Genomic DNA, 26,903 nt, shown 5'->3' on the forward strand with positions numbered 1-26,903 from the left:
ATGAGTTTTTATTTTTCCTGTTTTATTAATTGATTATTGTTTTAAAAACCAAGTGGCTTTTATATTAGCTACTTGGTTTTTTTTAAATTAAAATCATTTTAAAAAACAATATGAATTAGTGAGTTAGGGGCTTTCATGCCCTTGTCAGTTATAAATAAAAGTCTTATTTTTGGAGACTATTTTATTCTTTTGATTTACATAGGAGTGTTGTGACTAGTTTTTAAGTTTAATTTTATATGAAAAGATTAATTTTATTGGTTCAGCTTGGTCTTCATTATTTTTTTAAAAAGACCATTAAGTTTATCCCTTTTATTTTATTATTTATTGTTTCAATTGTGGGGCAGGTTTCAGCCCAAACAGTGACTGTTACGGGTACAGAAAATAATATCCTCATTGAGGAAGTAAAATACCTTATTGAAGGGAATGAATTGGTTCAAACCTCACCCGATGGGAATGAAAACCCTAGCCCGGCAGATGTGCCAGTGGTAATTAGCTCAATAAAGATTGGAGGTGATAAAGTAATCTTTGCTACCACCAGAAATCCAGTGGTTGAAAATCCAAATCCGGTAATTGGTACAGAAGCTATCAGATCGGAGGCAGTTCAAATCGTACACTCTGACAATAGTATTACTACACATAGGGAAGCTGACTTTTTGAGTAGCTTGGAAATGGTTGTCTCAACTCCTGATATTAGATCTTACTGGGATATTAATGGTCAACCGTCCATTCCTCAGGGTGAAGCATTTGTAGACCTGGAATACAAGGATCAGGTTGTTACATCTGGGTATTTACTGTATACAGAAAGGAATGGTAATTCAGCAACAGATTTTATTGCACTGGATAGGGAAGGAAAACCTATAGAAGGAGCTAAGGTTATCCAGGTTAGAGGCTATCAATGGAATACTGGTATTAACCATGTTACCAATGCCCCTACCCAAACCCAATATATGGTGCTTTTTTCTCCAGCAATTTTTGAGTCAAGTGAACCCATTTTTGGTATAAGAATTATTGCAGTGAATGAACCTGACGGAAAACTTGTGTTTTTTGTCAATGCAATCTCCGCTACCCCGGATTTAGCGGAAAGAGTTAATAGTGAATTAGGAGGAGAAGCAGTTATTAATGTTTACGACAATGATGAGTTAAACGGTTTTCCATTGAATCCAATTGATGTGACTTTGGAAACAGTGACTCCTTTTCCAGCCGGTACTGTCACTTTGAATCCTGATGGTACGGTAGATGTGCCACCAAATACTGCCCCGGGCATATACAAAATGGTTTATAAGATCACAACGGGTGGAGGCGATTCAGATGAGGCAGAGGTAACCGTTGAAGTCATTGAATACATTCCTATTGCTAATGATGATTTGATCCAACTTGATGATAGTTTCGGTAAAGAGACTGTAATTAACGTATTGGACAATGACTTGCTAAACGGATTACCAGCATTGATAGACAATGTCAACCTTAGCATAGTAAGTAATAACTCTGCTGGTAAAGTAGTATTGAATGCAGATGGAACTATTAATATAATAGAAGGAATTCCTGCTGGTGATTTTGAATTGGTTTACCAAATATGTGATAAAGCTGACCCAGGGAAATGTGATCAGGCTACGGTATCAATTTCTGTTCAGTCTACCGTATTGGAAGCTTTGGATGATAGCTTCGGTTCTATAAATTTAAATCGAGCTGGAGATGTAGGGAATGTATTGGGTAATGACCTTTTGAATAATGAACCTGTAACTACAGATAGGGTTCATGCAATATTGACAGATAATGATGGCCTTGCGGGCGTAACTCTCTCTGAAGAGGGGGTACTTACCTTGCCTACAGGTTTACCTGAAGGGGACTATGTTCTGTTATATGATCTTGTAGAAACCATAAACCCAACCAATAAGGATCAAGGAGAAATTAAATTTAGCTTGCAAGATGTTAAATTGGAAGCCAAGGATGAGGATGTGGTTACCAATCAAAATGTAGCAATTGATATTCCAGTTTTGGACAATGATTTTACCAATGCAGGTGCAATTCTAGAGGAAACATTGTTGATCACCTCAGATCCGAGCAATGGTTCCATTGTTATTGGCAATGGTGGTGTAGTCACCTATACTCCTGATACCAATTTCTCAGGAGATGATTCCTTTACCTATGAAATTTGTGAGAATGCAGATAGACTATTCTGCGATCAAGCCAAAGTGAGTGTTTTGGTAAGGCCGATTTTGCTGGCATTAAGCAAAACATCAGACCTTTCCCAAATTCAAATAGGAGGGTTAGTTACCTACACGATAAAACTAACCAATAATTCAGATTTTGATCTGACCAATGTTTTGGTGGCAGACCCACTTCCAGCCGGTTTGTTAAATATGGGAGCAGTCCCAGCACAGGACTCTGAAGGCAACTGGGTGATTTCAGCTTTGGCATCTGGAGAATCTTTAAACCTCCAAATTGAAGCAATGGGTGTTGAAAGAGGTGAAAAAATTAATACTGCTACGATAAGTATCGGTGATTTCACGGATCAAGTTACTGCTTCTCCAGTAACGGTGGTTGCCAAGTCAGTAGACATTAGTGTGTCAAAAACCTCCTTTGGCAAAGCCATTTATGAAGGCAACGAATTCGAATATGAAATTCGGGTAAGTAACAATGGTCAAAGCTCAGCCGAGAATGTTAAGGTCAGTGATCAATTGCCAGTAAATGTAACCTACATTGGCTTTACAGGTACAGATCCAGGAGCAACACTTTCTGGAAATACCTTAAGTTGGACTATACCTTCTATTACTGCTGGCCAAGAAATGGTTTATGTCATCAAGGTGCAGGCCTCAGGTGTAGGTACAGTTGCCAATACCGTGAATATAGAAGTGCCAGATGATCAGGACAACAGTTCTGCCAATCAGGATGCCAGTGACATCAATCAGATCATTAGGTTTTTTGTACCTAACGTGATTACTCCAGGAAATCTGGATGGAAAGAACGATACTTTTGAAATTAAAGGAATAGAGAATTTTGCAAAAAGTGCTTTGACTATTTTCAATCGAAATGGTGACCATGATTTCGAATCAGAGGATTACAGAAATGATTGGGCAGCACAAGGTCTAAATTCGGGTTCTTACTTTTATGTCTTAGTGATCACGGACAATAGTGGTGAGGAGCAGACCTATAAAGGTTGGCTTCAAGTCATAAAATAGTGATCTTGTGTATAGTAGCAGCATTAAAATAATAAGTTCGATGAAGAATATTTTTAGAGTTTTTGGATTTTTGGTGATATTGCTTGCTGTTGGGATAAATGGCTCAGAAGCCCAGCAGTTGCCCCAGTTTAGCCAATACATGTTTAATGGCTTACATGTAAATCCGGCCTATGCAGGATACAAGGGGGAACATTATGTTCAGTCTACCTACAGGAGTCAGTGGGGAGGTTTACCGGATGCACCAACCACTTTTACGGTTACAGCAGATTTAAGTGCCAATGAAGGTTTGATGGGCTTTGGCGTATCTATTATGTCAGATGAAGTTGGGCCAACAAAAACCAATACCGGTTTATTGACTTATGCTTACAGAATTCAAACTGGAGATAAATCCTTTTTGGGAATCGGTGTCAGTGGAGGAATTTCAGAATATGCCATTGACGGGAGCATGTTTGACCCAAATGATTTCGGTGATGGAGAATTACCAGAAGGAAGGATCAACGTTTATACGCCCAACCTAAATACGGGTATCTTTTTTCACAACCCCAATTTTTATGCTGGATTCAGCGCGTATAATTTAGTAGGTAAGAAAAGCCTGGAAAAAGAAGCAATTGCTTTGGCTTATCACAATGTCCACTATTACCTGACTGCAGGGGCTTTGTTTCCTCTATCTGATGAAGTTAAGTTTAAGCCATCCTTTCTGATGAGAAATGGGGGAAGCGGACCAACCAACCTTGACCTAAATGGGATGTTTTTATTTATGGATAGAATATGGGCAGGAGCTTCTTACCGTACCAATTTAAAAGTTGGTGCCTCTGATTTGCCTTCAGGACTCTCTTCCAAAAATGCTGTAGCATTGATCCTTGAATTGTTTGCTACAGAAAAACTCAGACTAGGATATGCTTATGATGTACAAACCAATGCCCTTAATGGTCTGAGAAACAATAGCCATGAGATGTCTTTAGGTTATTATATCTCCCCAAGAAAAGTGAATATGAAAAACCCAAGATGGTTCTAAATATGAAAAAGATTTTTATTTATTTCTTGCCTGTAATTTTATTCAGTGCCATGGTCTGCCAAGTACAGGCACAAAACGGCCTGTTGAGGTATGCCCAGCAAAAAGCTGCGGAATCAAATTATTACGAAGCTGCCACTGGTTATGCAAAAGCTTACAATAAGAAAGCGACCTATAAGGCTGCCAAAGGTGCTGCAGAAGGCTTTACCTATTTGAGAGATTACCAACAAAGCCATAATTGGTGGAAAAAGGTAGTAGACTTTTCGGATGCTTCAAATGAGGATTGGTTGTCCTATATCGCTGCTGCTAATAAGGCAGGGGAAAGAGATGCTGTGTTTGCTGCATTGGACTCATTAAATGGAAAAGGCACTTCCGCAATTCAAAACCTTAACCTTGACTCATTAAAACATTGGTATGGGACCAAAGCCAATGCAGGTGTTATAGGGGTTGAAGGTGTCAATACCTCTAGTGCTGATTTTGGCTTTACAAAAGACAGTAAAGGGAACATTTATTTTTCTTCCGATAGGGGAGGTAAATCAGACCGAAATAAAAAAGGAATAAGAATTGTCAAGAGCTATAAATATTACAATAAGGAGTCAGACTGGACCGGAAGGGACTTTTTGGGAATTTACAGAATGGATGATTCTGGCGAAATTGAACCAATGACCATTCCTGTCCCCAATGTTTTTCACGCAACAGATCCCTTTGCCCTGCAAGAGAGTCCTGTGATCTTTTATACGGTGACAAGAGATATCAGAGAATCGGGAAGTTATGAAGTCCATTCAGAGGTTTATTTTAGCCGAATGGACGAGGAAGGCCATATGATCGATTTTAATGGTCTCTCTATTAACGCTCCTCTTGAATATGGAATAAGTAATCCTTTTGTGGATGAAAAAAACAAACGTCTGTATTTCTCATCCGACATGGACGGAGGCTTAGGTGGATTTGATTTGTACTATATGCAGTACAATGATGATTTTGAATTTCAGGCCCCGGTAAACTTAGGCAATAAGATAAATACAAGTGGACATGAAAGCGCTCCCTATATTAAAGGAGGTAAACTGTATTTTGCGTCTGATGGGCATCTTGGTTTAGGCGGTCTTGATTTGTTTGAAACCTATATTTCAGGAAATGGTTTTTCAGGCTTAAAAAATCTTGGCGTTCCATATAATTCACCACAAGATGATTTCGGTTTTTTCATTACCTCTGATAATAAAACCATCCTTTCCTCCAACAGGCCTGAAAGTAAAGGATGGGATGATATTTTTGAAGTTGAAACACTTTACAAAGATTTCCAGGCTTTGATTTTAGGCTGTAATGGTGAGCTATTGACAGGCACATTTGAGGTTAACCTTATGGAAGGTGCGGATCGATCCATAGTGGATGTAAAGCAAGATGGGAAAGGGAAACTACAAGCATCAATAGCACCTGAAGAAGATTTGGAACTGGTAATCAAGAAAGAAGGATACTTCACCATTCATGACAAGCAATTGAGTACCAAGGGGCTGAAAGAAGCCTCTCTGGAAAAGACCTATCAAATGGTACGTATTCCTTATAATACCACTGCTTACGTTGATTTGGTGTTTTATAATTTAGACGATTCATCAATAAGAGAGGATGCGGAAGCTTCCCTAGATAAAGTTGCAGAGCTTTTGAAGTCCTACTCATTTTTGAATATAGCTGTTCGTTCTCATACTGATTCACGTGCAAGTGATGCCTACAATGAGGCCCTTAGTGAAAGAAGAGCAGATGCGGTAAGAGATTATTTAGGTAAATACGGAATAGCAAGATCTAGAATTGAAGCAGAGTGGTTTGGGGAAAAAGAACCTGCCAACGACTGTGGAGATGGTGTTCCTTGTCCAGAAAACAAACATCAGGTCAATAGGCGTACGGAGTTGTTATTATTGGCTTTCCCAGAGGAAGGAAAAGCATATAACCTTCCGCCTGAAATGGCTGACCTTGATCTATGTGATATAAGTAATGTGCAGTTGCCAGTAGAATTGCCTACTATATACTTTGGTTTTGACAAAGCTACCCTCGATGGTGAGGACATGATGGCCTTAGAAAGAGTAGCTTTATTGCTAAGAGAAATGCTTCAAAGAAGACTGGAAATTAAAGGGCATACAGACAATAGAGGCAGCGATGCTTACAATCAAAAGTTATCTGAAAAACGAGCTTTGGTTGTGAAAAAATACCTTGAAGACAAGGGAATCGCTTCAGATCGAATGGTCTATGAGTTTTTCGGCAAAGAGAAACCGGTTAATGACTGCGTAGATAAACCTTGTACACCTTCAATGCACCAGCTCAATCGTCGCACTGAGCTTAGCTTACCAAAACTAAACAAGAATTGGTCTAAGAAAGAAGAATAGCAAATCCAATTTTGGAAATTGTGCTTTTATTAAAAACAAACCCCTCAGTAATCAAATACTAAGGGGTTTGTTCTTTTAACCCGGATTATGTAATTGGATTCGTGATAGCCTGTCCCGTGTTTACGGGAAGTGTTGCAATCGCAAGAAAATCAGGCTGTTTGGATATTTTAGCATAGCACCGCTATGGTGAAATATCAAAACAGCAACGAAGTGGCTGATTTTGAAGCGATTTCAGCACGTAATAGATTGTCTATTGCATATTTCGGGTTTAACTAAATATCTGCTTTGGATGCCTATCAATTTTATCCGTATTGTAAGTGCATAAATTATTGGAAATGAAATAGTAAGGGGCAATTCAGTTCATATTCAAATACCTGGGTCTATCTTGGTTTGTATTGTTTTAAATAACTGTTTATTCCACCTTTTAGGTTGTATAAATTGTCAAAGGAAAATCGATCTTCAAGATCACGTATAGCCTTGGCACTTCTTCCTCCCATTTTGCAGTGAATTACTACTTTTCTGTCCCGCTTAATTTTGTCAGCCTTATCTAAAACCGCGCCTAAAGGAATTAATTCTCCCCCGATATCTTCTAAATCAAACTCATGCTGTTCTCTAACATCTATTAACTGAAACAGCTCTTCCCCTTCGATTAAGGCGTTCAGCTCATAAGCATCTATTTCCTTAATCTTTCTTTGCTCATTGCCAATATTGCAGAACTGATCATAATCTATTAAAGCAGTAATGGAAGGATTTGCGCCATTCAAAGGATTGCTCTCTTTCCTTTTCAGCTTGAATGTATGTGCCTGAAAGGATAGAGCGTCAAAAGTGTATAGTTTTCCGCTGAGCACATCACCTACACCTGTAATCACCTTTATAACTTCAAGGGCCTGCAAGCTTCCTATGATGCCTGGTAAAACGCCTAGGACCCCGCCTTCTGCACAGCTAGGAACAAGGCCTGCTGGTGGAGGGGTTTCGTACAAGTCCCTATAGTTGGGGCCTCTAACACCTTCATCGAAATGATTAAAAACAGAGACCTGTCCTTCAAATTGGAAAATTGAGGCATAAACATTCGTTTTATTTGACAATACACAAGCATCATTAACTAGGTACCTTGTGGGGAAATTGTCAGTTCCATCTGCTATTACATCGTATTGAGAAATCAACTCCAAAGCATTTTCACTGGTTAATTTCTTATTGTAAGCATTAATAGTGATATATGGATTGATGCCCTCTATTCTTTTTTTTGCAGCTTCTACTTTTGGTAAACCGATCTCATCTACACCGAATAACACTTGTCGATGCAGGTTGCTGTCTTCTACAATGTCAAAGTCTATGATGCCAATTGTTCCTACCCCCGCTGCTGCCAAATACAGTAGTAAGGGGCTTCCCAATCCTCCTGAACCTACGACCAAGACCCTGGCTTTTTTCAGTTTCTTTTGTGCCTCTATTCCGAAATCCGGGATAATGATGTGTCTGTTATACCTTGCTAGTTCTTCCTTAGAAAAGCTGATGTTATCCATATCTTCTGCTTAAATACCTACATTTATGTATTGAAGTGTACCTATTTACTATTACCTCCTCTAATTGCATAAAAAAATAGAGGTGGAATTTATCAACCCTTTTTATTTTTGTAGGTGGATAGAAAGATCTTTTCGAGATGGGAAGCAAAGATTTCAGAATTAAACTTTTGCTTAAAAGTCAACTGTGAATTTTTACCCATTTCATTCCAAATGTCCTATTTTCCTTCAATATTTTTAATTTTTCTTTCCACCCTTCGATATCGTACATGGCTACCGTGTAACCAATTCCTTCCTTCTCAACATTTAAATTTAAACATGGGTTTCTTGTCATTATCATGGGCTTACCAAATGATACAACATCTTGTATGCTGGTCATTCCCTGGCATCCTTCTTTAAAGTGTGGATATTTAAGTGGTATTAATATGGCTAAGGACCTTTGGTAAAAAGGGATCAAATCGTGAAAAGTGAGGACTTGCGAATTTACCTCAACATTGGGAGGTATATCCACAGTCTTAGGAATTGATTTTGGCGTACAAAATATTTTTAATTTATAATCAAGGCCTCTAAATGCCTCTATCAGTGTCTCGAAATCCCTATCAGTATGTCCTGCGCTGATAAAGAATTCACATTCCTCAAATGGCTTTCGTTTTAAACAATAACGCTCATAATAGGTGATGTCAGGGCCCCACTGTGCCAAACTGAATTTTCCCTTACTTGATTTATCCGGAATCTTTAAGCGTTTGATGGTTTTGTCTAAAAGTGGTTTACTCAAAAAAATAGAGGCATCGTAGGTTAGTATGTATTTTTTTGCGTACCAGCGAAAGATTTTATTTTCATTTTTCCCCATCCAGAAAGGCTGATGGATAGTGACCACCATAGGCTTTCTAAATAAACCGATGGCTTTTAAAATGAGTAATAATTTGGTGTTTGATTTTGAATAGGGAGAATACAGAATGTCAAAGCTATTAAGATTTAACAAAACTCTGATTTGCTGATCCAAATGGCCTATCCCAAATAACTTTCCAATCTTATTTAGAAATTTATATTTTTCATGGGGGAAAACGATCATTTCTACCTTCCCTCTTTGGTCAAGTTCAACTTTTCCCCAGACATGATGGCTGCCACTCTGGCCTTTTTCCCAAAGGGAATAAGCCCGATCCATTGAGTAATTATTAATTAAAAGCACCCTAGGTTTCATCTATATTTTTTGATAATATATTGAAAAGTAAGAATAGAACTACATTACCCCTTCCCGGACACTACATTAGGAATTCCTTTCCGTCCTTTGGAAGTGGTTTAATCAGTTAATAGAAGGTACTTTCCCCATTTTGGGCACCCTGTTGGAATGACAATAAATTCGAATATTGGGTATTTTTTAAACTTTTTTAGATTGACTTTATAAAAGATTAATTACTGGTGAGAAGAGGTAAAACCTCAGTATAATTGATAGAAGAAAGCTTGTTGATCTTCTCTAATTTTACCTGTTCAAATGCCAGCTTATTTTCTTCTGCAATCGGTTCTGCCGGTGGGATTTCTTCTCTTAACCAGTCAACCTGCTTGCCATGTTTCCAAAATCTAAAGCAAAGGTGAGGACCAGTTGCCAAGCCGGTGCTTCCTACATAGCCTATTACTTGACCTTGCTTTACCCTTGTGCCTTTTTTGATGCCATTACCAATTTTGGACATGTGTAGGTATTGGGTGGTATAGGTTCCGTTGTGTCTGATTTTGACAAAATTCCCATTGCCCCCTCTGTAAGTTGCTTCAAGAACGGTTCCATCACCTACAGAACGAATTTCTGTACCTCTAGGGGCGGCATAATCAGTTCCTAAATGGGCTTTGTATCTTTTTTGTACAGGGTGAAATCTGCTCAGGCTATATCTTGAACTTATTCTTGAAAATTTCAAAGGATCCCTTAGAAAGGCCTTTTTAAGACTGTTACCTTTTTCATCAAAATAAGAAATAATGCCATTTTGTTCGAAAGGAATAGCATGGTAACCTTGTCCCATGTGCTCAAAATAAGCCGCTTCTATATCCTCAATGCCTACAATTTGATCATCTACAATCTGCTCTTTAAAAATGACTTTGAACTTGTCGTCCTTTTGTAATCTTTGAAAGTCTACTACCCAACCGTACAAATCAGCAAATTGGTCAATAAGATCTGGCGTTAATCCCAGCTCGGTCATATTTACATATAAGGAGGAAGAAATTGTACCTCCTATTTCTCTATTCTTGATTTCCATCGGCTTGTTTTCTTTGTAAATAGCCGGTTGTCCAAGATTAAAAACGACAAATTCTGTTCTGTTGGGCTCGTAAATAAAAAATTGAGCTTGAGAAGAGTCTTTTGGTGTTAATACGGTGTATTTTTTATTGAAAGCGATTTTTTTAACATCGAAAATTGCCTTGGATTTTTTTGCAATCTCATCGATGATCTGGTAAGGTACATTGAAAGGTGCAAGAAGTGTCGACAGGGTTTGATTTCGCTCCACTATACCCTCAACAATGTCCAAATCATCTACATTAATCCCGTACAATAAGTTTTCTTCTTCTGGTATGATTTCTTCTACTTCTACTTCCAGCCTATCATTTTCCTGAACTAGAGAGTCATTTCCGCTGAAAATCCAGAAAGCAATGCAGATAATGATTAACAATCCTCCGTAAGTCCAATATTTTTTCATAAAATCAAGGGTAAATTATATTTTTTGGGTTATTTTAAGTTGGTATTCTTAGTAAATTGCAATACAAGCAGTACAGACTTTGCGAATATACGTTTTTTTCCTGCAACATTTAAAATGAATATCTAGGTAAAAACGTGAATATCCTATAATGTATTGCTTTATCTTGCACTTAAAAATAGCAATCTCTAGACTGAATCATTATCTTTGGCGATTATTTGCAAATAAAAATCTAATTCAATGCTTAGAACACATACTTGTGGAGAACTCCGTCTGGAGGATTTGGATAAAAAAGTGAAACTTTCCGGATGGGTGCAAAGGGTAAGGAATAAAGGGGGATTAGTATGGGTAGACCTAAGGGATCGATATGGCGTTACCCAACTGATTTTTGAAGAAGGTGATGTTGCCCCCGAACTTTTGAAAAGTGCAAGCACCTTAGGGCGTGAGTTTGTCGTACAGGCTGAAGGTACAGTAATTGAACGTACTTCCAAAAACGATAAAATTCCTACTGGAAAGATTGAAATCCGCGTAAGTGGATTAGAGATATTGAATAAGGCCAAAGTACCTCCTTTTATTATCGAAGATGAAACCGACGGTGGTGAAGAATTAAGGATGAAATACCGGTATTTGGATCTTAGACGTAATGTTGTGAGAGAAAAACTCCAACTTAGGCATCGCATGATGCAAGAAACCAGGAAATACATGGATGGAATGGACTTCATGGAAGTGGAGACACCCGTGTTGATCAAATCTACACCTGAAGGAGCCAGAGATTTTGTAGTCCCAAGTAGGGTACATGGTGGTGAGTTTTATGCATTGCCACAATCTCCACAAACATTTAAGCAGTTATTAATGGTCAGCGGTTTTGATCGTTATTTTCAAATTGTAAAATGCTTTCGAGATGAGGATCTTAGGGCTGACAGACAACCTGAATTTACACAAATTGACTGTGAAATGTCTTTTGTGGAGCAGGAAGATATTCTGGAAGTATTCGAAGGTCTTGTTCGCCACCTTTTTACAGAAGTGAAAGGCATGGAACTGGGCAATATTGAGCGCATGACCTATGAAGAAGCCATGCGTTTGTATGGAAATGATAAGCCGGATATTCGGTTTGGGATGCCATTTGTAGAGCTCAATGATTTAGTTCAAGGAAAAGGTTTTAGCATTTTTGATGATGCAGAACTAGTACTTGGAATCAACGCAAAAGGAGCTGCATCCTATACCCGTAAACAACTTGATGCCCTTACCAATTGGGTTAGAAGGCCTCAGATAGGTGCCAAAGGACTTGTTTATGTTAAGTGCAATGAAGATGGATCTTTCAAATCTACTGTTGATAAATTTTACAGCCAAGAAGATCTTAAAGCATGGGCTGAAAAGACCGGGGCTGAAGCCGGCGACTTAATATTATTGCTTTCAGGTACTGAAAAAGAAACCAGAAAACAAATGTCTGAGTTAAGGTTGAAAATGGGTGATGAATTGGGGCTGAGAGACAAATCAGTCTACAAACCTTTATGGGTACTTGATTTCCCTCTTCTTGAGTGGGATGAAGAAACCTCAAGGTATCATGCCATGCACCATCCATTTACTTCTCCTAAGAAGGAAGACATGGTATTGCTTGATCAGGATCCTGGAAAAGTTCGAGCGAATGCTTACGATTTGGTAATTAATGGTGTGGAAATAGGTGGTGGGTCTATTAGGATTCATGACAAAGAAACCCAACAATTGATGTTTAAGCACCTTGGGTTTACCGAGGAAGAAGCACAATCTCAATTCGGCTTTCTAATGGAAGCGTTTGAATATGGGGCTCCCCCACATGGTGGAATTGCTTTTGGCTTTGACAGGCTGTGTGCCATATTTGGAGGTACAGATTCTATTAGAGACTATATCGCATTCCCTAAAAACAATGCAGGTAGAGATGTAATGATCAATTCCCCAAGTACTATCTCTGCAGAGCAACTCGTTGAATTGTCATTAAACATCAAGGAAAAAGAAAAAGAATAAATTTTACTATTGGGAGCTTTTGACCTGTAATAGGTGACTTCTTATGCCCATGACGATCAGTAGTTGTCCCAGTATGTAGGTGCCCATTATAAAAAGGTCTCCATCTACTATGGGATAAAAGAATCGATCCAAGGCCAATAGGCTATCAGAAGTAAAAAAGAGAATTGCACCAATAAACAGTTGCCAAAAACTGGTTTTATTGGTTCTTCCATACCTTTCTCTGGCCATTGTCACCATCATGACAATGGCCATTATGTATATGATAACTGGTATTTTTAGCTCATTTAACTGTGAGTGAATCAAAAAGTAAATAAGGGCCGCCACAATATAAAGTGGAAGGTTATAAATAAACATTTTTATAAAATTCACTTCCAGAAGATTAAAAGAATGGTTTTGGGTTAGTTTAAATGCTATGATATAACCAACATGTGTCATAAAAAAGGCTCCCAACCCGAATAAGAATAAGTTGTTGTTTAGCAGCAAAACATCCCCTAAGAAGGAGCAGAACAACGCGGCGGAAACAGCAGTTCTTAACAAGCTATCTTTGATTAACCTTGTGCTTTGCAAGAAATACATCAGCAAAGCAATCATTATCAGTGGTTTAGTGAAATACCTGTAGCTGGTTTCAGAATTAATGATCATTGAGATGTCTGCTAGGGCTGCAAACAGGAATACGTATAACCATAGGATTTCTTTTTTGCGCATTTCGTAAAATTTCAATATTTTTAATTTTAACTTAAATTCGAACCAATCAGAGAGTTAGGTAGTTAATAGTATAATATATCAGAAGTAGTTGGAGTTGTTTTTTTTGTCTTTTACTTTATGAAATATTCGAAAAAGACCTCTAAGTAAATGAATTTTAATTAAACAGGTAATGCTTCTGATACTGTTTTAATGTTCAAGGTAATGAGTTTATATGAAATAAATTACTTAAAAAGCCTACAGTTTTATTTGGTAGAGGGAATTGATTCTGGCCTTTAAAGTGATTTTTTTACATTAACCATTCAAAACAGAAAATGTGAAAAGTGCCTAAGAAACAATCTTAAAGTCAATATTAAAAAAACAGCTTAAAATTTTTTTCTGACCAGTTAGTGAATTAAAATAAAAAATTTCCTTCTAAATTCTTATGTTAGGAATTTGTTAATTAATTTTGCTGTTTCAAATTAAAAACTTAATGTTTAGCTATCATTATAGCTTCAATTTAAGATTATATTTGTACCCATTATAGCCAATCCGATTTGTAATTCTATTATTTATTTATACCTATTAAATATTTGAAAATGAAGCAACTGTTACAAAAGAGAATGCTTGTTGTGCTATTACTCTTCCTAGCTATAGGAAGCAGTTATGGGCAAGTCACTACCAGTTCCGTTCAGGGCTCGGTTCTTGACAATGATGGAGAGGCACTGATAGGTGCAACGGTAAAAGCAACTCACGAACCCTCTGGGTCTGTGTATGGAGCGGTTACCAATCTGGATGGAAGGTTTAATCTACCCAATTTACGAGTTGGAGGACCTTATTCGATAGAAATTAACTATCTGGGTTTTGAGTCTCAACTATTCACTGGAATAGTATTGAGGTTAGGGGAGGTTTACAACCTTAATGCTGCCCTTTCTGATGGAGATACTGAATTGACAGAGTTTGTAGTCGAAGGAACTCGAGGTTCAGATTTTACTGCTAACAGGACAGGTACTGCTACTAACATTTCGAACGAACAATTAAAAAATCTTCCGCAAATCAACAGGAGTGTACTGGAGTTTACTAGATTGACCCCACAGGCTAGCGGAAATTCCTTTGCAGGTAGAGATGCCAGGTACAATAACCTACAAATTGATGGAGCCAATTTCAATAATGGTTTTGGACTAAGTGGAGACCCTCTTCCAGGAGGAAATTCTCAGCCGATTTCACTAGATGCAATTGAAGAAATTACAGTGAATATAGCTCCTTATGATGTGCTTCAAAGTGGATTTACAGGAGCAGGAATCAATGCAGTAACGAGAAGCGGTACAAATACCTTCGAAGGTTCTGCTTATTATTTCCTCAAAAATCAATCTCTTCAAGGGAATAAAATTGGAGACAATGAATTGGAAGCGGTAGATGCGGCAACTAATAACTTTGGATTTAGATTGGGTGGACCAATCATCAAAAACAAATTGTTCTTCTTTGTGAACGCTGAAAGGGAAATACTAACTGGGGCCAATGCTTCCGGGGTGAACCTTTGGAGACCATCTGAAGATGGTATTGCTGATCCGGAAAATAACATCGCCAGACCTACAAGAACAGACTTGGAGGCTGTACAAAATCACCTGATCAACCAATGGGGCTACGACCCAGGAAGATATGAAGGCTATGCCAACGAAGCAAAGCAATCCAGTACGAAACTACTTGCGAGGATTGACTGGAATATCAATGAGAGAAATAAGCTTGCTGTCAGGTACAATCAGGTAATTGGTACTTCCAACCAGTTGGCCAATGCCACCTCAGGTCCTCGTCCAAGAGCTCCTTGGCCAAATGGAGCTAGAGTTAGCCAGAATGCAATCACTTTTGAAAATGGGAATTATGGGTTTGAGAATTCAGTAAGATCCATTACTGCAGAATTGAACAGTTATATCAATCCGAGCTGGTCAAATCAATTGTTAGCTACCTATTCAAAAATTCAAGACAAAAGAACTTCACCTTCTGACCAACTTTTCCCATTCGTAGATATCTGGGATGGTGGTAGTATGATAGATGATGGTTTTGGAAACTTGGTAAAGGATAAAGGTTCAATGAATTATATATCCTTCGGTACAGAGTTGTTTACCTTTAATAATGATGTTATTAATAATAACTACTCTATTATCAATAACCTGAACTATGTAGAAGGTAAGCACAACATCACCATGGGAGCTGCCTTTGAAATTCAGAATTTTGGTAACAGTTATACCAGAATGGGAACCTCTTATTACAGGTATGCATCAGTAGCTGATTTTCTATCTACAGGTACCGCCAATGAAGTAGCTCCTACCATGTTTGGCTTGACTTACCCATATGCAGGAAAAGACACCTATTCAAGGGTTAATTTTGGTTTGGCTTCACTTTATGCTCAAGATAAATATGCAGTTAGCAATGACCTTAGCATTACATTTGGTCTGCGTGCAGAACTTCCTATTTACCTTAATGAGTTAACCCCTAATCCATCTATCAATGAGATTACACTGACCAATCAGTTTGGAATGCCTACGAATTACAATTCGGGAATGTGGCCAAAATCAAAATTGATGGTTTCTCCGCGATTTGGCTTTAACTATGATGTGTTCGGAGACCGTTCGCTTACCTTAAGAGGAGGTACCGGCGTATTCTCAGGAAGAGTTCCATTTGTTTGGTTGACCAATATGCCTACCAATGCTGGTGTGATTCAAAATAATGTTGAACCGGGAAGCTATGAGCAAGTAGAAGGATGGATTGATAATATTACTTTCCAGCCTGAGCGTTACTACTATGTAGAAAATGTACCGCAAGGAGCTGAAGATGTATTTATTTCTTCACCTACAGAAGGAGCTCCTGGATCTTTTGCTTTGGTTGATCCTGATTTTAAAATGCCTATGGTGTGGAGATCTAGTTTCGGCTTGGATTATCAAATTCCAAACACGCCATTGTTATTGACTTCTGATTTCTTGTATACCAAGGATATCAATGCGGTTTTCCAATACGGAGCCAACAGAATCAGGTCTAACAATACCATGAATTATGGCGCAAGCAATGCCCAAGATGATTATGGTGACAACCGAGAAATATTCCTTCCTGGCCAAAGTACAGCTTATAACAGTGTAATGGGTGGAAACAATGCCACAGTACTTTCCAATACCAATGTTAAAGGAAGAAGCTTTAGTGGAACAGTAGGCTTGTCAGTGCCTTATCATAGAGGTCTAAGTGCATCTTTGTACTATACTTATTCTTCTGCAAAAGACGTGACTGCAAACGATGGATCCAATGCGAGTTCTGCATGGGGTGCAAGCCCTACGATCAATAGTCCAAATGATCAAATGTTGCACATCTCAAATTTCGCTATCCCTCATCGAATAGTCGGAAGTGTGAGTTACAGGTTTGAATATGGAAATGCATTGGCAACTACTATCGGTATGTACTATAATGGTGCCCACCAAGGAAGGTTCTCTTATGTTTATAGTAATGACTTTAATGGAGATGGTATAACAGGAGATTTGATTTACCTTCCTGAAAGTTCTTCTACCATGAATTTTGTGGATATTACTGATGATGACGATGTAGTGTATACTGCTGAAGAGCAAAGAGCAGCATTTGATGCTTATGTTGAGGAAAATGGATTAAGCAAATACAGAGGTGGATACTTGCCAAGAAACGCTTTCCTAAACCCTTGGTTAAACCGTTTTGATATCAGAATATTGCAGGATGTTTCTCAAACTTTCGGTAAAATGAAAAACACCGTTCAATTGAGTTTGGATATTGTTAACTTGGGTAACCTACTAAATAGTGATTGGGGAATTCAGGACAATTTAAATGGTGCTGAAAACCTGCTTGCAAGAGCTGGATCTGTAAGTCCAACACCTAACTTTAACCTTAATACAGTTTCAGGCAGCTTGCCAATGACTCCTTTTAGAAATGCCAGTGGCTTTGGAACAACCTGGAGCATGCAGGTTGGTTTGAGATATCTTTTTTAAGCCATTTATAAAGAATCAATTAATAAGAAGGCCACCTATTTGGGTGGCCTTTTTTTATGCTTCAGAATAATTTTTTTAGTGCTAATTAAGATGTGATAAAATGATGTTTCCCCAATCAATCGGGCTATAGCGTCTAAAGAAAACCTGGTTGAGCTAAGGTTTAATCAAAGATAAAATTGAGAAAAACAATAAAAGAGCTTACTCTAGCTTGATAGCGGTAGAACAAAGACAATCTGTAATTTATTTCAGGTTATTTTCCTCGAAGTACTTAAATGTCGTTCGATTCTTTGCCATTAATGGCTTAGTTTTACCTCTTAAATTTTATTGTTTCTTTAAGATTTTAATTTAGATTACTTTAACTTTATGAATGTTGAGGTTTGCATTAAATAAGAGCTTTTGCGGTTGTTATTTCTAATAGTTTACTGAATGATATTGACTACCAGCTTATTCAGTCTGCCAACCAATTGAATTTACATTTTATAGCATATTTGTAGGTAAAACAATACTTTAGTTTCCAGAATGAAAAACCAAACTAAAATCATTTTGATAGGTATTATCCTATTGGTAATTGGATTTATATTTTTTTATCCAAGAATGAGTCTTTTTACTAATAGTGATTCCACCCAAGCGGAAAGTACGGCACAAAGTGCTAAATCTAATCTTCCTGTGGAAGTTATAGAGTTGAAGGAAGAGAACCTCGAAACCAGTTTAAATATTACAGGAACATTAATCCCGAATGAAATTGTAAACCTTCGGCCAGAGGTGGCAGGCCTGGTGGAAAAAATCACATTTCAGGAAGGTCAATTTGTAAGAAAAGGAACGCCTCTCTTGTATTTAAATGATGATGAGTTAAAAGCTCAATACGATCGACTTGAATATACCAAAAAACTTTATGAAAGTCAGGAGAGTAGGCAAAAGCAATTACTTACAAAAGAAGCCATCAGTCAGGAAGAGTATGATATCGTACTCAACCAATACAATACGAACTTAGCAGACTTGCGCTTGATAGAAGCGCAATTAAATAAAACGGTCATAAAAGCACCTTTTGATGGTGAGTTAGGCTTCAGGCAAATCTCAGAAGGAAGTGTGATAGGTACTTCAGACCTGATAGCTACCATTGTGAATGTGGATCCTATAAAGATTGAATTTTCAATTCCTGAGCGATATTCAGATGAGATAAAATTAGGGTCGGTTATTTATTTCCGTTCCAATGTGAACAATGATGAGGCAGAGGGGAAAGTGTATGCCATCGAACCCAATATTGATGCGGCAACACGTACCCTTAAGATAAGGGCGAAAAGTGCGAATAAACAGAAAAAATTTCTCCCAGGGATGTTTGTCAGAGTACGCCTGGTTTTAGATGAAGTATCTGATGCCATTTTGGTCCCTTCCGAATCTGTTATTCCTGAATTAGAAGGGTACAAGGTATTTATTAGCAGGAATGGGGTTGTTGAATCAAGAAAAGTGGTGATCGGGCAGAGAACGGACACTAGGGTTCAGCTGGTAGAAGGGGTGAAGCCAGGAGAGCTGGTATTGACCACAGGAGTATTACAAGCAAGGGATGGAATGTCCGTGGATGTTAATTTAACGAACTGATAGCACAATATGTCTAGTTTATCAACCATCAGTATTCGCAGGCCAGTGTTGTCAATAGTGATGTCGCTCACTATTTTAATATTTGGTATTATAGGGATCTCTTTTCTTGGTATTAGAGAGTTTCCAAGTGTAGATCCTCCTGTAGTCAATGTAAGGACTTCCTATGTTGGAGCCAATGCAGATGTTATTGAGGCCCAAATCACAGAACCTCTGGAAGAAGCCATTAATGGTATATCCGGTATAAAATCATTGACTTCTATTAGTAACGATGGTAACAGTAGCATAACTGTTGAGTTTGAAATTGGAGCAGACATGGAGGCAGCGGCCAATGATGTTCGGGACAAAGTGTCTAGAGCTCAGAGGAACCTTCCTCCCGATACGGAGCCTCCCATAGTGTCCAAACAAGATGCCGATACTCAGCCCATCGTTTTTTTAAATGTTCAGAGTAATCAGCGCAGTTTATTGGAGCTTTCTGATATTGCTACCAACATTTTCAAAGAAAGACTGCAGACCATAAATGGTGTCAGCGAAATTCGAATTTGGGGTGAAAAGGAATATGCCATGCGCTTGAGGATGGACCCTTTAAGAATGGCCTCTTATGGAGTGACCCCCTTGGATATACTTAACAAAGTACAAAGTGAAAATGTGGAGCTTCCTACAGGAAGAATAGAGGGGGAATCCATTGAATTGTCTGTAAGGACAAGGAGCCGGATGAGTACTCCGGAGGAATTCAACAGGTTGATTATAAAAGAAGAAGCGAACAATGTGGTTCGGTTTCAGGATGTGGGAAAAGCTGAATTGGCACCGTTGAATGAAAGAACCGTTCTGAAAAGGGATGGTGTACCGATGGTTGGTGTTGCTTTGGTTCCGCTGCCGGGATCGAATAGTATTGAGATAATGGACGAGTTTTATCGTCGTCTGGAATTTATCAAAAAAGACCTTCCGGAAGATATTGAGCTCGGTATAGGTTTTGATACAACCAAGTACATAAGAAATTCAATCAGTGAGGTGCAACAAACTATTTTCGTCGCTTTTTTACTGGTGGTGCTTATAATTTTCCTTTTCCTAAGAGATTGGCGAACGACTTTTATCCCTGTACTAACGATTCCAATAAGCTTAATTGGTGTCTTTTTCATCATGTACATGGCTGGATTTTCAATCAATGTGCTGACCTTATTGGGGATAGTATTGTCCATAGGCTTAGTGGTGGATGATGCCATTGTGGTATTAGAAAACATTTACTCTAAAATAGAAAATGGAGAAGACCCTGAAACCGCAGCAGAGCAAGGGGCAGAAGAAATTTTCTTTGCAGTTATAGCCACCACGGTGGCTTTGGCCGCTGTTTTTTTACCAGTAATATTTCTTACCGGAACCACTGGAAGGTTATTTAGAGAGTTTGGTGTTGTAGTCGCAGGAGCGGTGATTATTTCTTCCTTTGTAGCACTGACGATGACCCCTATGCTTAGCTCCAAACTCTTGAAAAAAAGGGAGCGTCAAAATTGGTTGTACAATAAAACCGAACCATTTTTCCTTTGGTTAAACCGAGTCTACGTAAAGGCGCTTACTTCCTTTATGAACGTAAGGTGGATGTCTTTTGTCCTTATAGCTGTTATGGGATTTGGTACTTACTTTCTTTTCAACGATATCCCATCTGAACTTGCTCCATTGGAGGATAGGGGACAGATTAGAATCAATATGGCTGGACCAGAAGGAGCCACTTTTAGTTATATGGATCGAATTATTGACGAAATGACGGAGGAATTATCAGCCATTATTCCCGAAGAGGAAAGGGCTGGTTTAATTTCTGTTACTTCACCTGGGTTTGGTACAGCAAGTACCAATTCTGGATTCGTTCGGGTGATATTAAATGACGCTTCTGAACGAAACAGAAGTCAGCAGGAGATTTTTGATGAGGTATCTGTTTACCTGAAAAATAAAACAGCTGTCAGAGCATTTGGTGCTCAGGAACCATCTATTGGTGATAGGAGAGCAGGATTACCCATCCAGTACGTTATCCAGGCCCAGACTCTGGAAAAATTGAAAGAAATCATTCCTGTATTTATGGACAAGGTTGGGCAGAGTCCGGTATTTACCTTTCCTGATGTTAATCTTAAATTTACCAAGCCTGAGCTTGAAATTGAGATTGATAGGGAAAAGGCAAGGAATATTGGCGTATCTGTACAAGAGATTGCTAGGACCCTTCAGCTCAGTTATTCAGGCCAGCGCTTTGATTATTTCATCATGAATGGCAAGCAATACCAGGTAGTAGGAGAGATGCAGTTGGAGGATAGGAATGAACCAATAAACCTTAGGATGTTATACGTTAGAGGTGAAGATGGACAATTGATACAGATGGACAACCTGGTTAGTATCAATGAAAGAAGTACTCCGCCTCAGCTTTATCGTTACAATAGATTTGTAAGTGCAACAGTTCAGGCCGGTCTGGCACCGGGGCAAACCGTAGGGATTGGCTTGGAAGAAATGGATAGAATAGCTGCAGAGGTCTTGGATGAAACTTATACCACTGATGTTGCAGGGCTTTCGAAAGAGTATAGGGACAGTTCCAGCAGCTTGGTTTTTGCTTTTGTTTTTGCATTGGTGTTGATTTATCTGGTGTTATCTGCTCAGTTTGAAAGTTTTATGGATCCGTTAACGATTATGTTTACTGTGCCATTGGCTATTTTCGGAGCTTTATTCTCCTTGTGGTTGTTTGATTTTACGCTAAATGTGTTTAGCCAGATTGGTATTATTATGTTGATAGGGCTGGTTACAAAAAATGGTATTTTAATTGTGGAGTTTGCCAATCAGCGCAAGGCGCAGGGGATTCCTATAGCCGAGGCCATAGAAGGAGCAGCCGCAGCTAGATTTAGGCCTATATTAATGACCAGTTTATCTACAATTTTGGGAATCTTACCAATAGCACTTGCTTTAGGGGCTGGTTCGGAAGGAAGAGTTCCCATGGGGGTGGCAGTAGTTGGCGGTATGTTACTGGCCACGGTGCTTACCTTATTTATTATTCCAGGTATTTATACTTATTTGACCTCTAAACAAGGAAGATTAGCAAGAGTTTAATATGAAGAAATTTTTATTGCTAGGTTTGGTGATGGTGATTTCCTGCAAAATGTACGGACAGCAGGAAGAATCTTTAACGTTTGAAAAGGCAGTTGAGATTGGCTTGGAGAACAATTTTGACGTTAAAATTGCCAGCAACCAGGTCTTATTGGCTGAAAATGAAAAAAAACAAGCTGGTAGTCTCTTGATGCCGGTTCTGGATTTGAACAATACCAGGATCTACAGAAAAGAAGATACTGAACAGGCCTTTGTAAGTGATCCAGAAAACCCAAGAATCATTCCCAACGCACAAACTAGAAACAATAATTATAGCCTTGTAGCTATTTATGGGTTTAGGGCCGATGCAGTGGTTGCGATGAAGCGTTTGGGCAAACTTGCAGAAGTAAGTGAGTTGGAAGCCAAAGTGGTGATTGAAAATACAGTAGCGGCTATAGCCACCGCTTATTACAGATTGGTACTTGAACAGCAACGGTATGAAGTGCTTGAGCACACTTTGAAACTGTCTGACGAAAGGCTGGAAATTGCCAAAGCCCAATATGAATTTGGAAGAGCGTCCAAAAGGGATTTTTTGGCAGCTCAGGTAGATTACAATGCGGATCTTACCGCCTTGGTTTCTCAAGAGCAAGTCATCCAAAATTCAAGAATAAATTTAAATGAATTGTTGGCCATTTCCCCCGAAAAGAATTTTGCGGTAAATGACACCATTATCATTAAGGACTCTTTTTCTCTAGAAGAACTTAAAGAAAGTGCCTTCGACGAAAACAAAACCTTCTTGGTGACACAGAGAATGGAAAATGTGGCCTACCTGCAGTTGAAGGAATTGAGGGCGCAGCGCTTACCGACAATTACACTGAATGGTTCCTATATCGACAATACCTTAAATTCTGATGCGGGCTTTTTATTGAGTAATCAACAGCAAGGAATTAACCTGGGAGCGACCATTAGTTTAAATCTTTTTAGTGGTCTAGCCCTTAACCGGCGCATACAGGCTGCCAAAATTCAGATCAATAATCAAAAGCATTTGATGGAACAGTATCAAAATCAAATGTTGTCCGATCTTCAGCGAACCTATAATACCTACGAAAATAGCAAAAGACTTTTAGAGATCGAAAGGATCAATTATGAGGTAGCCGTAGAAAGCTCAGACATCACTTTGGATAGGTTCCGTTTAGGGATTACCAATTACCTTGAGTTTAGAGATGCCCAGGTGAGCAGGCTTCAAGCAGAGAGTAGATTGATAGAATCCCTTTATACGATTAAGGAAAATGAAATAGAACTAATGCGCCTTTCTGGTAAAATTTATTTTGCGAATACGGATATGTAAAGGCAAAATAAAAGGTTAATTAGGATATTCAACATTTACATTTTGCGGGGCATATTTTGGTATATTAAGGATAAAAGCCTATAATTGAGTTCACCAAAGCAAGATTAGAGCGCCCACTCTATGTCAAAAACCAATATTTCTTACCTTTTCTTGGTCATTTTTACCTGTTTAGTGGCTTCCTGTAAGCCAGAGGTGAAAGAAAAGAAAGTGCCAAAATATTGGGAACATCCTGCAGAATTGGACTTTGATGCCATAAAGAAAAGAGGATTTATTCGGGCGATTGTTGACAATTCTTCTACCAGCTATTATATCTACCGTGGCCGTACCATGGGCTACGAATTTGAATTGCTTAGGAACCTTGCCAACCAACTGGGTGTAAACCTAAGGTTAATTGTAAGACATGATTTAGAGGATGCCTTCCGTTTATTAAATAAAGGGAAGGCAGATATTGTAGCCATCAATTTTGAGGTCAATGAGGAACGCAAGAAATATGCTTCCTTTACTGCTCCTGTAAATACAATGGAAACAGTAGTGGTTCAGCGAAAGGACCACACTCATGTGGATAGCTTGATTCAACTATCAAATAAGAAGGTATTTATTAAAAAAGGTACCATTTATAAGGAACGCCTCATGTCACTTAGTGATTCCCTGTCGCTTTCCCTTACCATAGAAGAAAAAAACACCAGTTTAGAAGAGCTTATCAATCAGGTGATACAAGAAGAAATTGACTACACAGTAGTTGACAATGACATTGCTTTGGTTAATGCGACATATAACGATTTGCTGGATGTAAATCTTATGGTCAGTCAGCCCAACCCTGTTTCTTGGGCTATTCGAAAAAATGCACCCCTACTGGAAAGTAAGATTAATGAGTGGATAGAGAGAATAGATAGAACTGGGTATAAATCCATTTTATACCATAAATATTTTTTGAATAAAAAAAATAGCTACCATCGATCCTCTTCTGCCTTTTCCTCCGTGTCGGGGGATAGGATATCTGCGTACGATGATATAATCAAGGAAGGTGCGGATAAGTTGGGATGGGATTGGCGTCTGTTGGCTGCCCTAGTTTATAAAGAAAGTCGTTTTAATCATTCGGCAGTATCCTATGCTGGTGCAGTAGGTTTGCTTCAGTTAATGCCAGTGACCTTGCAGCGATTTGGCGTCAATGATCCCAATAATCCCAATGAAAGTTTGAGAGGTGGAGTAAATTATTTGAAATACCTTGATGGCTTTTGGCTAGATAGGGTTCCGGATAATAATGAAAGGATCAAATTTATTTTGGCTTCTTACAATGTAGGTCATGGGCATGTGCAGGATGCATGGCGTCTCGCCTACAAGTATGGAAAAGACAATAAAAGATGGGAAAATGTAGCCTATTACTTGGAGAGAAAATCAAAACCAGAAGTTTACAGAGACCCATGGGTGAAAAGTGGCTATGCCAAAGGCCATGTCACAGTACGTTACGTTCGTGAGGTATATGGTTTGTACGAATCGTATAAGGTGTTGGTCGATTCTTAAGCATTTGGAATCATGTCGGCCATAATCTTGGCAGATAACAAGCACAATGGAATGCCCCCGCCAGGATGAACGCTTCCTCCGCAAAAGAACAATTTATTTATTTTTGAACTGTAATTCGGATGTCTTAAAAAAGCAGCATATTTATTATTGGAGCTATTTCCATATAAGGCACCGTTCGCTGAGGAAGTTTTGGTTTCTATACCTATAGGATCCAGAATGTGTTCAACTTCAATTAATGGTTCAATGTTTGTTTTTAGCGTGTTGTTGATTTTTTTGATGATGAATTCTTTTGCTTTGGATTTTATCTTGTCCCAGTCCTGACCTTGGTTATTTGGTACATTTATCATAGTAAACCAATTCATGCAGCCATCTGGTGCGTCGTCTTCCTTATGAATGGAGGTGATATTAATGTAGACAGTTGGGTCCTTGTACACGTCCCTTTTATCAAAAATGGTCTTAAATTCCTTCTCGTAATCATTGCTAAAAAGAATATTGTGAAGGTCAAGCTCTGGGAAATTTTTCTTGATCCCCCAATAGAATATCAATGCTGAGCTGGACTTTGGTTGTTTCAATAATCTTTTAGGTTGGACCTCCTCTTTGAGAATGGTTTTGTAGGCGGTTACCATGTCCATATTATTGATCACTAAATCGGAGAAATAATCGCCGCTTGGGGTCTGTATACCAATGGCCCTATTGTTCTTTACTAGAATTTTTTCTACCGGTTGATTGAAATTAAAAGAAACCCCAAGCTCTTTGGCCAACCCATACAGGCTGGAAGTAATGTCATGCATTCCCTTCACAGGGAAGTAAGCGCCCCTGTTGAATTCCAAATGAGGAATGATGTTTAAAGTGGCTGGTGTTTGATAGGGATCTGAGCCATTGTAGGTGGCATATCGATTAAATAGTTGTACTAGTTTTGGATGATGGAACTGTAAGGAATTTGCTTGATTCATGGTGCTGAATAGCCCAAGTTTTCCCATTCTAAGGTAGGACCGAAAAGCATTTTTATTGAACCAAGTGCTCCACTTGTGCAGAGATCTATGCATAAAGAGGGGAGCAAGGTGTTGGTAAATATAGGCTGATTTTTTTAGCGCCTTTTTTGTGTTTTCCTTCGGCTCCCCAAGTTGTTTGTTTACCTCATCAGCAAATTTATCTACATCAGAATGGGCGCTTAATCTTGTGCCATCCTCCCAGAAATAATTGCAATTAATGGCAAGTCTTTTGTATTGAAAATAGTCCTTTGTGTTTTTTCCTGCCAACTCAAACAACTCTTCAACCTGTTCGGGAAGGGTAAACAAAGAGGGTCCAGCATCAAAACGATAGCCATCAATCTTGATTTCTGACAGTTTTCCTCCCGGATAAGAATTTGCCTCATACACACTTACCTGATATCCTTTGAGAGATAAACGGATTGAGGCTGCCAAGCCCGCAATACCAGAACCTACGATTATTGCCTTCTTTTCCATTAGTTTTAATCAACTTGAATAGCCAATAACAAGGTAGCTATGGACTATTCAATATATAATAAATGCTTTTCAATTGCCTGGAGATAATCCGATTTATTCAAAAATAATGGCAGAGGGAAATATGGATATTTACCCTTCTGCTTCTATTATTAGCAGTATGATAGAATAACAAGGTTCCGCTTAATATTGTTGTACTTTAGTAGCTGATTTACCAAATCAGTCTAAGACAATTTACATGTCAAGTAAAAAGAAGGTAGCAGGAAAGGTGGATTAATTTTATTCGGATTTAGAGATATTGAAAAAATGGAATGGTTGGAGCAAATGTTTGTAGAGAATTTAGCAACATTGTTACAAAAATAAATTGGCAACAATGCCGCTAAAATAATGTGCTGTACACTCCCTTCATTCCTCGCGAAATGTTCTTAGCTCTCTTAAACCCGAAATATGTAATAGACAATCTATTACGTGCTGAAATCGCTTCAAAATCAGCCA

Annotated in this window: 14 protein-coding genes; 9 read left to right on the top strand and 5 right to left on the bottom strand. The window is 38.6% G+C overall.

The window, feature by feature from the left end:
• The first annotated feature begins 236 nt into the window (after nt 1-236).
• From AC13EX_RS03585 to AC13EX_RS03595, 3 genes are read left to right on the top strand one after another with little or no spacing between them, the layout of a single operon-like run.
• The gene (locus tag AC13EX_RS03585; RefSeq protein WP_482891570.1) at nt 237-3,179 is read left to right on the top strand and encodes a T9SS type B sorting domain-containing protein; all 2,943 of its coding nucleotides are present in this window, start codon (nt 237-239) and stop codon (nt 3,177-3,179) included.
• Between the two features lie 40 nt (nt 3,180-3,219).
• Nucleotides 3,220-4,194, top strand: coding sequence for a PorP/SprF family type IX secretion system membrane protein (locus AC13EX_RS03590; protein WP_482891571.1), 975 nt, complete (start codon nt 3,220-3,222; stop codon nt 4,192-4,194).
• Between the two features lie 2 nt (nt 4,195-4,196).
• A complete protein-coding gene (locus AC13EX_RS03595) occupies nt 4,197-6,560 on the top strand; it encodes an OmpA family protein (protein ID WP_482891572.1) in 2,364 nt (787 codons plus the stop codon).
• Nucleotides 6,561-6,940: 380 nt separating this feature from the next.
• Here the strand turns inward: AC13EX_RS03595 and moeB are convergent, their stop codons facing one another.
• The 3 genes from moeB to AC13EX_RS03610 all read right to left on the bottom strand — a co-directional run bounded on the left by moeB (nt 6,941) and on the right by AC13EX_RS03610 (nt 10,755).
• The gene (moeB, locus tag AC13EX_RS03600; protein ID WP_482891573.1) at nt 6,941-8,080 is read right to left on the bottom strand and encodes a molybdopterin-synthase adenylyltransferase MoeB; all 1,140 of its coding nucleotides are present in this window, start codon (nt 8,078-8,080) and stop codon (nt 6,941-6,943) included.
• A 178-nt stretch (nt 8,081-8,258) separates the two neighbouring features.
• Complete coding sequence (locus AC13EX_RS03605; RefSeq protein ID WP_482891574.1) at nt 8,259-9,278, bottom strand: glycosyltransferase family protein; 1,020 nt, start codon at nt 9,276-9,278, stop codon at nt 8,259-8,261.
• A gap of 208 nt (nt 9,279-9,486) precedes the next feature.
• Nucleotides 9,487-10,755, bottom strand: a complete 1,269-nt coding sequence (locus AC13EX_RS03610) for a M23 family metallopeptidase (RefSeq protein WP_048641118.1) — start codon at nt 10,753-10,755, stop codon at nt 9,487-9,489.
• Nucleotides 10,756-10,992: 237 nt separating this feature from the next.
• On the opposite strand from AC13EX_RS03610, the gene aspS reads away from it, so the two are divergent.
• Nucleotides 10,993-12,753, top strand: a complete 1,761-nt coding sequence (gene aspS / locus AC13EX_RS03615; protein WP_339711435.1) for an aspartate--tRNA ligase — start codon at nt 10,993-10,995, stop codon at nt 12,751-12,753.
• Nucleotides 12,754-12,759: 6 nt separating this feature from the next.
• Here the strand turns inward: aspS and AC13EX_RS03620 are convergent, their stop codons facing one another.
• Nucleotides 12,760-13,458, bottom strand: a complete 699-nt coding sequence (locus tag AC13EX_RS03620) for a lysoplasmalogenase (RefSeq protein ID WP_482891575.1) — start codon at nt 13,456-13,458, stop codon at nt 12,760-12,762.
• 575 nt (nt 13,459-14,033) lie between these two features.
• Here AC13EX_RS03620 and AC13EX_RS03625 point away from each other — a divergent pair.
• From AC13EX_RS03625 to AC13EX_RS03645, 5 genes are all read left to right on the top strand, one after another.
• On the top strand, nt 14,034-17,432 hold the full coding sequence (locus AC13EX_RS03625; RefSeq protein ID WP_482891576.1) for a TonB-dependent receptor: 3,399 nt from the start codon (nt 14,034-14,036) through the stop codon (nt 17,430-17,432).
• A 519-nt stretch (nt 17,433-17,951) separates the two neighbouring features.
• Nucleotides 17,952-19,028 (top strand): efflux RND transporter periplasmic adaptor subunit, encoded by a 1,077-nt coding sequence (locus AC13EX_RS03630; RefSeq protein WP_048641114.1) that lies wholly within the window; start codon nt 17,952-17,954, stop codon nt 19,026-19,028.
• Between the two features lie 9 nt (nt 19,029-19,037).
• Entirely contained in the window at nt 19,038-22,100 is a 3,063-nt protein-coding gene (locus AC13EX_RS03635) for an efflux RND transporter permease subunit (protein ID WP_482891577.1), read from the top strand.
• A gap of 1 nt (nt 22,101) precedes the next feature.
• Nucleotides 22,102-23,424, top strand: coding sequence for a TolC family protein (locus tag AC13EX_RS03640; protein WP_482891578.1), 1,323 nt, complete (start codon nt 22,102-22,104; stop codon nt 23,422-23,424).
• Between the two features lie 120 nt (nt 23,425-23,544).
• The gene (locus AC13EX_RS03645; protein WP_339711445.1) at nt 23,545-24,945 is read left to right on the top strand and encodes an MltF family protein; all 1,401 of its coding nucleotides are present in this window, start codon (nt 23,545-23,547) and stop codon (nt 24,943-24,945) included.
• Here the strand turns inward: AC13EX_RS03645 and crtD are convergent.
• A complete protein-coding gene (gene crtD / locus AC13EX_RS03650) occupies nt 24,942-26,411 on the bottom strand; it encodes a 1-hydroxycarotenoid 3,4-desaturase CrtD (protein WP_482891579.1) in 1,470 nt (489 codons plus the stop codon). The two genes, AC13EX_RS03645 and crtD, sit on opposite strands and share 4 nt — an antisense overlap.
• Nucleotides 26,412-26,903: the final 492 nt, after the last annotated feature.

Source organism: Cyclobacterium sp. L-R, from assembly GCF_056859355.1.